We start from the raw sequence: 13851 nt of genomic DNA, 5'->3' as shown, positions 1-13851 counted from the left end.
TATTGTCATTTCAAATGCCCATCTCTTTCCTTTTTATATTCTTCATATTTTTTCTAGTATATGGTCTTTAATTACAAAATACCATAGAAGTTAATCTACAGTATTTTATATTGTTTTATTGTTTTATTGTTTTATTTTATTTTTTATCTCTGTTATTTCTTCTTCACTTAACTTAGAGTACTTCTTAATTTTCACGATGCTTTCACCATCTAGCAACATTTCTTTTACCATTTCCTCTCTAGCTCTAATATCTCCTTTTTCTATACCTTTTTCTATTCCTTGCTCTATGCCTTTTTTTATCCCTCTTTGTTCTACAGCAGGATCATACAGAGTCTTAGTCATATTACGCACCTCCTCATTCAATTTTTCATCATCACCATATTTTGTATTAAGATATTCAAATAAATTTGCTACCGCTAGCAATATTCTGTGTAAATCATCTCCATCTATTTCTGCATTATTAAATAATTGACTTCCTTCTTTAGATATTGTTTCTGATATTTTTTTTGCTTCCATAATAGTTTCTTTTATTTCAGAACTTCCTTCGCCATATTTCTTTTTTATTTGTTCCATTTTATATCTAAGTTTGAATACTTGTAATGGAAGCAGTGGATACATTTTATCTTGCATAATGTCTATATCACTGTATTCCCAGTATTTCATTGTTGGCACAGCATATTTTATTTCCTGTCCACCCGGAAAAACTAATTTCATTTTTAGTTCATCTTTAATATTTCTATTCTGCTCTACAAATATAACCAATTGTTTTGGAATATATATAACAATTTCTTTTTCATCATCTACTTGATATTTTGATAGTTCCTTTGCTTTTTTAAATCCATATTCAAACATTCTTATTACCATTGTTGCATCATTTTTAGTTTGAAGTTCTATATGATAATGATATGGTTTATTCCCTTTTGATATCTTTAAAAATAAATCACCACGTATTATATCGTAATCATCTGAAACAAATTCATTATTTTCGAACGTTATTTCTGTCATTTCAACATCAAAATCTTCTTTGAATAAGCTATTCATCATAGTAATTAGTACTTTCTATTTTTGTTTTATTTTATCATTTTTATGTGTGTTTTACAATTCCATTACTCACATTTCTTCTATAATATTGTATTAACAAGGTGATACTTTAATCCCCTTAATTACTATCAACAACATTCACCTTTATCATACCCCCAGCAACCATTTCTACAATCACATTTCCTATAATATATTAAAATAGAATTATTTTATCAAATTTCCCTTTTGTCATTAAACTTACTTGTTAATACAAATAATTTTTTATTTTCTTATTGATTTAATTTAATGCTTTTTAAAAATCCAGTATTTATAAGTTATATTTATGTATTTTCATGTCACCATAATGACGTTTTATGTTTTTAGTATTTAATTACAACATTATATAGAATATGATGTTAACATAGTTTATATTTGTAGGAGGAATAAAATGGGATTATTTGGACCAAGTAAAAAAGAAGTTTGGGAACAACTATCTAGGGAGATTAATGCAGATTATATAGAGAGAGGTTTCTTTAAAAGAGGTATGGTAGAGGCACGTGTGGATAATTGGATTATTTTATTTGATACATATTCTTCTGGTAGTGGCAACAATTCTAGAACATATACACGAATAAGGGCCCCTTTTAAAACTTTTGATAGCTTTTATTTTAAAATTTATAGAAAAGGACTTTTTAGTGATTTAGGCAAACTTTTAGGCATGCAGGATGTTAGTGTTGGGTATAGTGAATTTGATGAGAACTTTATAATAAAGGGTACTAACAGTGAAAGACTAACTCAACTATTTTCAAATGAAAAAATAAGAAATTTATTAGAACTACAAAGCTCAATACACTTAGAAGTTAAAGATGATGACGGTTTTTTTGCTAGTGACTTTCCAAGCAATGTAGATGAATTATATTTTGTGGTAAATGGTGTAATTAGAGATATTGAACGACTTAAAGCGCTTTACGAGTTATTTGCAGAAGTACTAAAAGAACTTTGTGTTATGAGTATCGCTAGTAGTGAACAGGTGGATGTTAATCTGAAATAGCCACTTTGTGATCTCACATTTAACGATATTTATTATTAATTAAAGATTAAATATGTATATATATTAAAAAGGAATTCATTTATTGAATTCCTTTTTTGTTGAATTACATATATTTTGAACTTCCTTTAGTTGTTTTTCTAAAGAACAAGTAACTGTCTCTTCATTTTCTGACTCTACTCCATTGTATTCCAATGAAACTATATTGGGATTTGTATAATTTAAAACCCATTCTAACAATTTGTAATCTTCATTTTTCATAGCTTGATGTGTATCTTCCGGAAAACCATTTTTATCATAACCAGAACCATTTATATGAATTTCTGCAACACGATTAAGTGGTAATGCTCGAATGTAATCATGAATATTCCAGCCACGATATTGTGCAGTAATCTTTGCGTGGGTAAGATCAAGCAAAAATGATACATCATTATCTGTTAACAATCGACTAATTTGTTCTGGCATAATATAAGGGTAATGATCAATCGTTATTAAATGTTCTTTCGGCGTATCAGCAATATTTTCAAGTAATAATGGAACTGTTAATTTGCTTTTAAAAATCTGAATCTGTTTAGACATACGTTCATATATATTTTCATCAGTCATACCAGGATACATATCTGAATTTTTAATTGCAAGATGAATACCATAATGCGGAGAATTGCACTTTTTTATAAGATTATTTGCAGAATTAAAATCTATGATTTCTATATTTTCCATTCCCGCGCGCTCAAAATATCCTAGACCATGGAGTAGAACTGGTCGCATTGAACGCATAATTGAAAACTGTTCATTAAATGTTCCATATGCACCTGACTTAATATAATCTACACTAACAGATTCCTTTTCAAGAAGAAATTTCAAAGATTTTGACCAATTACACCCGATATACATATTTTATAGCACCACCTTATCACATCTAGATAATTTAACTATTCTCTTAAAATAAAATTTACTATACAATTAGTTTAATATAGTTTAACCTAATTATCAATGGACGTAGATTAACATTATGTTCTCTTTTCAATACATTAGATCTGCCCAGTAACAAATTGTACCAAAATACTCACGTTAGCTACTGAAAACCATACAATAAGACCTAGTAAAATTGGTCTTACTCCATTACTAACCATTTTCTTAAGATCTGTATTTAGTCCAATTGCAGACATTGCCGTTACTATCATAAATCTCCCAGTAGTATTTATGTAGGTTAAGCTATCTCCCTTAAATATTCCAAGAGTGTTTAAAAGAGAAGCAACTAAAAACCATATAATAAACCAAGGAAATATTTTTCTAAAACTATAATTCACCTTTGAATCTTGTTTGGATTCTTTTTTCTTTTTATACGCAGTAACAAAAGCAAAAATAAGAGATATCGGTATAATCATAGTAGTTCTTGTGAGCTTAACAATAGTAGCATAGGCTCCTGCTACGTTACTATATGCATATCCAGCAGCAACTACGGAAGACGTATCATTTATAGCTGTACCTGCCCAAAGCCCGAAGGCTTTATCTGAAAACCTTAATAGATGTCCAATAGGAGGAAATATTAAAACAGCTATGATGTTAAATAAAAATATGGTAGAGATAGAATATGAGATTTCCATATCATCTGCTTCAATAATGGGTGAGATTGCAGCTATGGCAGAACCACCACATATTGCAGTACCAACTCCAATTAAGGCTTTTAGTTTATATGGTATTCCAAGTAGCTTACCTACAGCAAATGCGGTTATAAATGATGCTGCAAGAGTAAATATAGTTACTGAAAAAGAGCTTAAACCAGTTTTTAATACCTGTGTAAGACTTAAGCCTGCACCTAATACTACAATTGCCCAGGTAAGTATCTTTTTTGATGTAAACATAATACCTGGTAGAGTAACTTTAGGTTTACCAATGGTGTTGTTTATAATTATTCCTAATACAATGCCAAAAACAGGTCCGCCTACAATAGGAACTAAATTACCTAATTTCCATGCGGCAAGTGCCAATAATATTGATAGAGCCATTCCTAAAAAATTATTTTTAATCCAATTCATAAAATCAACTCCTAAAATTTAGTACAAATTAATAATAGTATTAAATTAGGTTTAAAACAAATTAGAATTTGTTATATAATCATAAGTATTTGTTATAATTAACATGGAGATGATAATTTATATGGACATAAGGTTACAAACATTTATAACTGTGACAAAAATAAAAAGTTTTACAAAAGCTAGTGAAATATTGAACATAACCCAACCGGCAGTATCTCAGCACATAAAATTTCTTGAGGAATATTATGGCGTAATTTTTATAAAGAAATGTGGAAAAAGTATAAACTTAACTGTGGAAGGTAAAATTCTTTATAAGTATGCCATTGAATTGAATAGTATTTATAGAAACTTAGAGGCTGAATTTAGAAATAAAGATAATATTAATAAAACTTATTATATAGGTGCATCCATGACAATCGGAGGATATATACTTCCTTATATCCTGGCTGACTATAGAAATTGTTATAAAAACATAGATATACTTTTACAAGTTAACAATACAGAAGAAATAATTAAAAAATTGTTAAACAGGACCATAGATTTAGCCCTAATAGAGGGAAACTTTGATAGAGAAAAATTTAAATATATAAAATACAAAGATGATGAATTGGTGCTTGCAGTATCACATTTACATGAGTTTGCTAAATATAAAAATATAACTTTAGATAAAGTTTTAAAAGGAAAGTTAATATTAAGAGAAAAGGGTTCGGGGACTAGGGAGATTTTTGAAAATGACCTTTTAGAAATGGGCTATGATTTGAAAGATTTTAAACCATATATGGAATTAGGTAGCATAACGGCTATAAAGTCTCTTGTGGAAGCAAATTTAGGGTATTCTATAATATCAAAAGAAACATTAAAAAAAGAAGTGGAGTCAGGTATTATAAAAATAATTCCTATTAAAGGACTTAGGATATTTAGAGAATTTAATTTTGTATATATAAAAGACAGTGATGAAGAGTTTGTTAAGACTTTTATAGGCTTTTGTTTAAAATAAATTGAATATGATGTTAACATAGTTTATATTTTAGGAATGCAGGATGTTAGTATATTAAAAAGGAATTCATTTTATTGAATTCCCTTTTTGTTGTTAAATCATCTCTTGCAGAGCTGCACTTTTTAATTCCTTCTTATTCCTTAATGTGACAATACCTTTTCCATGATAAGATTTGTCACCAATGAATATAAAATATTCTTTATCCGATAGTTGTAAATCTCTTAATTTAATATTTCATACAAAATCCCTCATTAAGTTTTAGAATGTTACTTTAGGTACTACATTAGCACCTGCTGTTGCTTTAAATAACTCTGCTTGTTTAAATCCAAACATACCTGCCATTATATTATTTGGAAATGTGCCTATTTTAGTATTATAACTTCCTACTGCATCATTATAATTCTTTCTTGCTACAGAAACTCTATTTTCTGAACCTTCTAATTCAGTAGTTAATGCTGTAAACTGTGTATTTGCTTTTAAATCTGGGTAAGCTTCTGCTACAGCCATTAATTTTCCTAACCCAGCCGTTAACTTAGTATCTGCATTTAACTTGTCTTTAGTAGTTCCTGCACCCATCATTGTTGCTCTTGAAGTTGAAATACTTGTAAATATGTCAGTTTCATGCTTTGCATATGCTTTAACAGTACTTACTATATTCGGTATTAAATCTGCTCTTCTTTGCAATACAGTATCAATGTTACTTTGCTGCGTTGTTACATTAACTCTTGATTTTACCATTCCATTATATGAACCTATTACGGATAATACTAATACTACAACTATTGCGCCTATTATTAGTAATGTTTTGTTTGATTTTGTCATTTTAATGTCCCCTTATGTATCTTATTTTGTTAAATATCTCTATAATATTAATTTAGTTAGTCAGAAGCTCCTCCGCCTCCAGAGTCTCCTCCGCCAAAGCTATCACCTCCGCCACCGAAATCTCCTCCGAATCCGCCACCGAACCCACCGCCAAATCCACCACCAAACCCACCACCATAATCACGATGGTATCTATTTGGTTTTTTAAATATTGCTGCGAATATACCTAACATGAAAAGTACTTTGAATATGTTACCGGCGGTAAATATAGATTTTTTAGGTGTTTGTGCTGTTTGAAGTTTAGCATCACTTACTAATGGATAAAGAATATTAAGTGCTTCGGAATACTTTTTTTGTCTTAATACTGGATGAACTTTTTGTAGAATACTTTTAGCTGTTATATCTGGAATGTCACCTTCTAAACCATATCCTACCTCTAATCTAATATTATCAGTATGAGTTACATAAACAAACAATAAACCTTTATTTGACTCTTTGCCTCCAATACCCCACTTTTTAAATACTGCATTAGAATATGATTCTAAGTCGTAGCCATTAGGAATTACATCTACAGTCAGTATTGCAAGTTGTATTCCCTTTTGGCTGTTTAAACTTGTACTTTTTGCTACTAACTTTTGAATTTCACTTGCATTTAATATTTTAGCATTATCTTGAACATAGATATTATTAGTTGGTTTGTCTGGTAATTGGTCTTCTGCTGCAAGTACCGGTACCTGAAACATTAGTACTGCTATCAAAACATAAAATAATATTAGTAGTTTCTTCTTAAACATATAAACTCTCCTTCTAAATCGCTCAAATAAATTTTCTAAAATTGCTCTATTATACATATAATTGTAACATATAATAAATTATAATATAGTATAGAGAGAATTTGTTTTCTCTATACATAAATAAGAGGTCTTTATGATATGTGATAAGACAAAGAAAAATGGTATTAGCATTAATAATTCTTGTTCCATAGATTTATGAAAGTATATATTTTATGTGTTATTTGGTATGTTAATAATAGTTCTAATTTAAAATTATACTATTGAAATCACCATTATGTTAAGACTAATTGGTAAAATAAGATAACAAAAGAAGTAGGAATTTTAATGTATTCCTACTTCTTTTTGTTTAAAATAATTAATTTTAGAAAATATTTTTACCAAACTGACTTTTTTATAGTTACAATCGTTATAGTGTATGAAACGTTTTGGAGGTGATAATAGTGGACGATACTAAGTTAATATCAGAGATTAAAAACGGGAAAATGCATTTATTTGATGATTTAGTAAAAAAGTATTATGAAAAAGTATACTACTATTGTTATCGGCATGTAGATAATAAGCAGACTGCACAAGATTTAACACAAGAAGTATTCATGAAAGTAATAAAAAGCATTGGAAACTACAATCATTATGGAAAATTTGAAAATTATCTTTATGTAATTGCAGGAAACATATGCAAAGACTTTTACAAGAAAGAATCCCATTATATTTTAAAAGAAGTAGAAGAGGGTTCTTCTGAAGAAGAAATTTCTAATTTAGAAAATAAGGTAATGATTAATGAAGTTTTGGACAAGCTTTCCACGGAGGAACATGAAATAATAATTTTAAGGTTCTATCACGATTTAAAGATTAGAGATATTGCTAAAATTATGAATTCAGGTATTTCTATAACCAAATATAGGTTAAAAAAAGCAATGAAATTAATTAGTGAAAATATGGAAGGAGGACAAATATGAATAAGAAAGAAAGAGAAATAAAGGACATGTTAAATAATTATGATGTACCTAGTCATGACAATGATGCACCTATGAGGGTAATTGAGTTTATTCATGAAAATTCTTTAAGTATACCGAAATTTAGAGCAAGCAATAAGCAATTTATTTTATCACAAATTGGTTTTATTAGAAAAAGAACCTGGATATTTCAAATTATAATTTTAGGATTGCTATGCTTAGGTTTTTACAATATAAGAGCTCAGGACTCTTTAAACTTTAGAACTTTTTCTTTAATATCAATTTTAGCTCCTCTCCTACTCATTGTTAATGTTGATGAAATATCAAGGGTTTACAATAAAAGCATGTTGGAAATTGAATTTTCCACAAAGAATTCATTGAAAAAGGTTTTAGTTACAAAAATGCTTATATTGGGTATAACAGATTGTATTGCATTAATCATTATGATGATATTTGCAGGTAACTTAATGAATATAAGTATACTTAGAGTTATTATGTATACCCTTGTACCTTTTAATTTAGTGTGTATAGGTTGTATGAAACTTATGAAGTATTTTAATGGTAATGAACTTAATTATGCCTGTGTCACTTATAGTGCTTTATTAATTACAATCCTTCTTTTAGGAAGGCTTAATGATTTAGGAATTTATGCACAGGATTTTATATTAAGCTGGATTATAATGCATGCAATTACTACAGTTATTTTTGCTCTTGAAATGAAGACAATGTGGAATAGATTAGGTTTGTTTGATGAGGTTATTAAGGAGGAAATTATATGAATTTATCAATAGAAAGATTAACAAAACAGTATGGAAATAAAATTGCAGTAGATAAACTTTCTTTAGATTTAAAGGAGGGTGTATATGGTCTTTTGGGAGCTAATGGCGCTGGAAAGACTACTTTAATGAGAATAATTTGTGGTGTGTTAACGCCAACTTCAGGGGAAGTTAAGTTAAATGGTAAAAATAATATAGATATGGGGGAAGAGTATAGAGATTTAATAGGGTATCTTCCGCAAGATTTTGGATACTATCCAGATTTTACAGCTAAAGAATTTATGTTGTATGTTGCATCTTTAAAGGGATTAATGCCAGGTTTTGCAAAGGATAAGACTAAAGAGTTGTTAATCTTGGTAAGCCTTTCTGATGTTGCAAATAAGAAGATTAGAACCTTTTCAGGTGGAATGAAACAAAGATTAGGAATTGCACAGGCGGTACTAAACGATCCTAAAATTTTAGTTTTAGATGAACCAACAGCTGGTCTTGATCCCAAAGAAAGAGTACGCTTTCGTAATTTAATATCAGATTTTTCTAAGGAAAAAATAGTAATTTTGTCTACTCATATTGTATCTGATGTGGAGTATATAGCTAATGAAATACTTATAATGAAAAATGGAACTATTATTGCAAAAAATTCAGTTGAGGGATTAACAAAAGAAATTGAAAATAGTGTATGGAACTGCACAGTATCAAAATCAGAAACAGATAAATTTTGTGCTAAGCATTGTATTATAAATCTACAACATAATAGTGATAACTCTGTAGACTTGAGAATAGTTAGTAATAAGAAACCGATGGATAGTGCAATTAATGTAGCTCCATCTTTAGAAGACTTATACCTATATCATTTTCAATATAAAATAGAAGCATAGGATGGTGATGTTATGTTTAGTTTAATAAAATTTGAATTTAAGAAGCTAGCAAAAAAGAGAACAAATATTATAATCGTTTTAGTCAGTGTAATAGCTACTATTATCATTTTTTCATTGCCTACTATGAGATTTGAATACACTGACACAAAAGGCAATGATTATAAAGGGCTTAAGGCAATAGCATTACAAAAAGAAAATGTAAAAGAGCGTTCTATTAAAATGACAGAAGACCGAATTACAAAAGACATTAAAGAATATCAGAGGCTATTTTCCAAGCCTGAAAATATTATAAAAGCTGATAATGGAGAAACTTATTTTAAAAATAATGTCTTCCGTCGTTATGTTTATCCAAAATCCGATTATTTTTACATGATATCTCAAAATTACAATAAGCCTGGTGAGTATTCAGATGATTCGAACTTACGTAGAATTAACTTACAAAATGGAGCAAAGTTCTATGAATCTAGAAATAATAAAATTTCCACACTCCTAAATATGAATCATGAAGGTGGAAATTATTCTGCACAAGAAAAAACCTTTTGGTTTAATAAAAGTTCTAAAATACAAGAGCCATATACATATGGTTACTATGAAGGATGGTCCTCAATACTGAGTGTTTTGGGATCTTTAATCTTTGTACTCCTAGCTATATGTATAACTGTTGCACCAGTCTTTGCTGGAGAATATCAACGTAGAGTTGATGTGATTATTTTAGCATCTAAATATGGAAAGACAAAAGTAATTACAGCTAAAATAATAGCAGCGTTTGCATTTGCTACCATGGTATTTTTATTAAATGTTATTTTTGTAGTAGCTATACCACTTTTGAGTTTTGGAATTGAAGGCTGGAATTTACCTATGCAAATTGAGAATATAATAATACCTTATTCAGTTACATTTGCTTCAGGTACTTTTATAAGTATTGCCACTGCTTATGCAGTTATGCTTGGCATGCTCTCCTTTACTCTTTTGCTATCAGCTAAGTTTAAGACACCTTTCACCGTTTTGATAATTGATGTAATAATTTTGTTTGTTTCATTATTTATGGAGCAAGGAGCTGATAATGGATTATTTAATCATATTCTATATTTATTGCCTTACAAATCACTGGATAGTGCGTTTAGGTATTATTTGTCCTATCCATTTGGAGGACTAACTATAAGCTTAATCTTAATGCGTATTGTAGTTTATGGAACTATGACAATTATTTTTTTACCTTTTATTAGAAATGCTTTTCGTAAACATCAAGTACAATAAGCCAATGGACAATGTAGTTAATGTAGCACCATCTTTAGAATACTTGTATCATTTTCATGTTCCTAAATTAGAAGCATAGGAAGGAGATTTTATGTTTAGTTTAATGACATTTGAATTTAAGAAGTTAGCAAAAAAGAGAATAAATATTATAACTGTTTTAATCAGTGTAATACTTACTATTATCTTTTTTACCTTGCCTATTATACAATTTGAAGCCTATGACACAAAAGGAAATCAATACACAGGATTTAAGGCAATAGCTTTAAAAAAAGAACAATCAAAAGAATTTTTTTCTAGTACAATAACAGAAGAAAAAGTTACAAAAGCCATTAAAGAATATCAGAAGTTATTTTCCAAGCCTGAAAATATTATAAAAACTGAACTTGGAGAGCCTTCTCTTAAAGAGAATGTTTATATTAAGTATGTGAGTCCTAAATTTCAATACTTTTCAATGATATCCCAAAATTACGAAAAGCCTGATGAGAATTTAGGCCTTTCGAATTTACTTAATATTAACTTACAAGAGGGCTCAAAGTTCTATGAAACTAGAAACAATAAAATTTCTGCGCTCCTAAATATGAATGAGGGCGATAGAAATTATTCTGCACAAGAGAAAACTTTTTGGCTTAATAAAAGCTCTAAAATTCAAGAGCCATATACATATGGTTATTATAAAGGCTGGTACGAAATACTGAGTAATTTGGGAACATTAATCTTTACACTCCTAGTTATATGTATAACTATTGCACCAGTCTTTGCTGGAGAATATCAATGTGGAGCTGATGCAGTTATTTTAGCCTCTAAATATGGAAAGACAAAAGTAATTACAGCTAAAATAATATCAGCATTTGCATTTGCTACTATGGTATTTTTCTTGAATGTTATTTTTGCAGTAGCTATACCACTTTTGAGTTTTGGTATTGAAGGCTGGAATTTACCTATGCAAATTCATAATACAATAATACCTTATCCAGTTACATTTGCTTCATGTACTTTTATATGTATTTGTGTTTCTTATGCAGTTATGATTGGCATTGTATCTTTTACAATGATGCTATCAGTGAGGCTTAAGACACCTTTCACTGTTTTGATAATTGATGTAGTAATTTTACTTATTTCATTCTTTATGAAGCCGGGAGCTGATAATGGAGTATTTAGTGGTATTCTATATTTATTGCCTTATAAATCACTGACAGCTGATGAATTTGCATCTTATTTGTCTTATTCATTTGGTGGATTAACTATAAGCTTAATCTTAATGCGTATTGTAGTTTATGGAGTCATGGCAATTGTTTTTTTACCTTTTGTAAAAAATGCTTTTCGAAAGCATCAAGTACAATAAGTGACTTTAGTTACTTTGTTGTTAATATTGGGCTTACCATTACTGAACATATCCATACCTTTGTGAATGATACCTAAATTGATTCTATAATTATAAAGCCAAAAACTGAAAGTTACACAAGTACATTGTGTAACTTTCAGTTATTCTAAAAAGGTTAAAATAAATACTATTTTGGCATTGATGCTAATCCTGTAAGATTGTCTATCCAATTACCTGAAAAATTTTTAACATAAATTACTCCACCACCTACTACTGCATTATTGATTTCCTGCGCATTTAATGGGTCATTCGCATAATCTAAAGCAAATGCTTTTGTTCCTATTAGTACAGTACCATTAGCCATTGAATCATAATTAGTTGTTGGTGCTTTAGCTATTGTGTAAGTATCTGTTTGTGCCATTGTGTCAGTTCTATATGTTGAAATTGTTAAATTATTACCTGTTACGCTCATTAGTGAAATAGTTGGAACATGAATTTGTTGTTTAACAGCTTCATAAGTACCATTAAGGTCAGGTGATTGCATCTCATAATATTTACTTCCGCTGGCAGAGTTAAATGTCATATAAAGTGTTCCTTTAGGGTTTACAACAGCTCCATTTGCATCTGTTGTAGTTTTCTGTGATACTCCACCTAACATTTGATTTGTTCTAGTATAACAATGATCGTGGCCATCTAAAACTACATCAATTCCAAGAGTATCAAACATTGCTGGAAGAATTGTTCTTCTTGTTATTATGTCTGCATCTGTTTCATGATCTGCAGAACTATATACAGAATGATGCATTGAAACTACCTTCCATTTTGCATTTGGATTTGCTGCAATAGCACTTTTCATAAATGCCATATGACCGTCTTCACTTACGTTATTACTATTAAGCATCAAGTATAAAGTATTACCATATGTGAAGTAAGAATCTCCACCTGTTGTACCTGTAACTGACCCAGAACCTGCAACTGTACCATATGTTGTTGACATATTTGGTACATTAAAGTGAGACATATGTCCATCTCCGTAAGTTTCATGATTACCTGCGATAACGGCTATTGGTAAACTTGTAAACTGAGTTGGCCTAAAATATTGTGTATACTCTGATTCATTAATTTCTTTTTTTGTAGTCGCATCAGCAACTTCTTTACCATTATTAACTTGATCTCCTACTGATAGTAAGAAGCTGGCATTAGGAAATTTTAATGAAGCTTTGTTCATTGTATCACCCCAACCTGCTCCATCGCTTGCTACACTACCACTTGCACCAATCTGTGGGTCACCAGCTACTAATATGCTATACTGGCTTGTACTATGAGTAGTGTAATTATTAACTGTACTCCAATTAGTACCATCACCTAAGCGATATACATAAGCTGTAGATTCTTTAAATCCAGTTGCAGTTACCTTGTTAGAGAAATGGCCTTCATTTCCTGCAGTACTAGTGCCCTTAAAGTTTACTGCCTTATCAATAGGGAATGTGGTTCCACTCATATCAGACTTTAATGCAACTTGTACTAAACTAGAAGTTGTACTATTCGCAGAATACCAAGCAAAATTTAATTGCGTTGGATCGCTACCTGGAGTTAATGCTATATCTGTGATAGTAGTATCGACACCTGCAGCTAAAGCTATCGTTGTCTTGCTATTTGATCCAAATATTCCATTTGTCGCTAATATAAATACAAATATAAATGCAATTAGGGAACTTAACACTCCTATTTTTTTAACTTTTTTCATGAAATCTACCCCTCATTACTTATTTTTGGTACGCTAATCATTTCATAGATACTTTTAATATTTTTACACCTTCCTTATATATATTATCTTGTAATAATAAGCGTCGCCTAATGGCTTAATTATATCAGCGATCGGAATTTTGTTCTTTCCCATTTGTGTAAAGTATATGTTAAATATATGTAAAGTTTGAAATACATTGTAT

13 protein-coding genes are annotated in these 13851 nt (G+C 29.7%); 7 read left to right on the top strand and 6 right to left on the bottom strand.

The genetic code is table 11. From position 1 onward, the window contains the following. Window positions 1-123: 123 nt before the first annotated feature. Window positions 124-1044 (bottom strand): RpnC/YadD family protein, encoded by a 921-nt coding sequence (locus A7L45_RS22435; RefSeq protein ID WP_171298153.1) that lies wholly within the window; start codon window positions 1042-1044, stop codon window positions 124-126. Window positions 1045-1468: 424 nt separating this feature from the next. Between A7L45_RS22435 and A7L45_RS04260 the strand changes: the two genes are divergently transcribed. Further along, a complete protein-coding gene (locus A7L45_RS04260; RefSeq protein ID WP_071611608.1) occupies window positions 1469-2071 on the top strand; it encodes a DUF3137 domain-containing protein in 603 nt (200 codons plus the stop codon). Between the two features lie 75 nt (window positions 2072-2146). Here the strand turns inward: A7L45_RS04260 and A7L45_RS04255 are convergent, their stop codons facing one another. Together A7L45_RS04255 and A7L45_RS04250 are read right to left on the bottom strand one after the other, a co-directional pair. Then, entirely contained in the window at window positions 2147-2962 is an 816-nt protein-coding gene (locus A7L45_RS04255; RefSeq protein WP_071611607.1) for a multinuclear nonheme iron-dependent oxidase, read from the bottom strand. A 137-nt stretch (window positions 2963-3099) separates the two neighbouring features. Further along, entirely contained in the window at window positions 3100-4107 is a 1008-nt protein-coding gene (locus A7L45_RS04250; RefSeq protein WP_071611606.1) for a YeiH family protein, read from the bottom strand. A gap of 121 nt (window positions 4108-4228) precedes the next feature. Between A7L45_RS04250 and A7L45_RS04245 the strand changes: the two genes are divergently transcribed. Continuing rightward, window positions 4229-5104: a LysR family transcriptional regulator gene (locus A7L45_RS04245; RefSeq protein WP_071611605.1), complete on the top strand. Its 876-nt coding sequence runs from the start codon at window positions 4229-4231 to the stop codon at window positions 5102-5104. A 258-nt stretch (window positions 5105-5362) separates the two neighbouring features. Here A7L45_RS04245 and A7L45_RS04240 read toward each other — a convergent pair whose 3' ends face one another. After that, the gene (locus tag A7L45_RS04240) at window positions 5363-5926 is read right to left on the bottom strand and encodes a LemA family protein (protein ID WP_071611604.1); all 564 of its coding nucleotides are present in this window, start codon (window positions 5924-5926) and stop codon (window positions 5363-5365) included. A 56-nt stretch (window positions 5927-5982) separates the two neighbouring features. Beyond that, on the bottom strand, window positions 5983-6720 hold the full coding sequence (locus A7L45_RS04235) for a TPM domain-containing protein (RefSeq protein WP_071611603.1): 738 nt from the start codon (window positions 6718-6720) through the stop codon (window positions 5983-5985). 440 nt (window positions 6721-7160) lie between these two features. On the opposite strand from A7L45_RS04235, the gene A7L45_RS04230 reads away from it, so the two are divergent. From A7L45_RS04230 to A7L45_RS04210, 5 genes are all read left to right on the top strand, one after another. Further along, window positions 7161-7676, top strand: a complete 516-nt coding sequence (locus tag A7L45_RS04230; RefSeq protein ID WP_084647350.1) for an RNA polymerase sigma factor — start codon at window positions 7161-7163, stop codon at window positions 7674-7676. Then, window positions 7673-8452 carry a hypothetical protein gene (locus tag A7L45_RS04225; protein WP_071611602.1) on the top strand — a complete coding sequence of 260 codons (780 nt, stop codon included), beginning with the start codon at window positions 7673-7675 and terminating at the stop codon, window positions 8450-8452. The genes A7L45_RS04230 and A7L45_RS04225 overlap by 4 nt, the downstream gene beginning before the upstream one ends. Beyond that, the gene (locus A7L45_RS04220; protein WP_071611601.1) at window positions 8449-9324 is read left to right on the top strand and encodes an ABC transporter ATP-binding protein; all 876 of its coding nucleotides are present in this window, start codon (window positions 8449-8451) and stop codon (window positions 9322-9324) included. The genes A7L45_RS04225 and A7L45_RS04220 overlap by 4 nt, the downstream gene beginning before the upstream one ends. 12 nt (window positions 9325-9336) lie before the next feature. After that, window positions 9337-10581, top strand: coding sequence for a hypothetical protein (locus tag A7L45_RS04215; RefSeq protein ID WP_071611600.1), 1245 nt, complete (start codon window positions 9337-9339; stop codon window positions 10579-10581). Window positions 10582-10672: 91 nt separating this feature from the next. After that, window positions 10673-11923, top strand: a complete 1251-nt coding sequence (locus A7L45_RS04210; protein WP_071611599.1) for a hypothetical protein — start codon at window positions 10673-10675, stop codon at window positions 11921-11923. Window positions 11924-12089: 166 nt separating this feature from the next. Here the strand turns inward: A7L45_RS04210 and A7L45_RS04205 are convergent, their stop codons facing one another. Next, window positions 12090-13649, bottom strand: coding sequence for a purple acid phosphatase family protein (locus A7L45_RS04205; protein ID WP_071611598.1), 1560 nt, complete (start codon window positions 13647-13649; stop codon window positions 12090-12092). Window positions 13650-13851 lie beyond the last annotated feature (202 nt).

Source organism: Clostridium estertheticum subsp. estertheticum (assembly GCF_001877035.1).
GTDB lineage: Bacteria > Bacillota > Clostridia > Clostridiales > Clostridiaceae > Clostridium_AD > Clostridium_AD estertheticum.
Note: the sequence above shows the minus strand (reverse complement) of the source record. Positions and strands in the feature narration are given on the sequence as shown.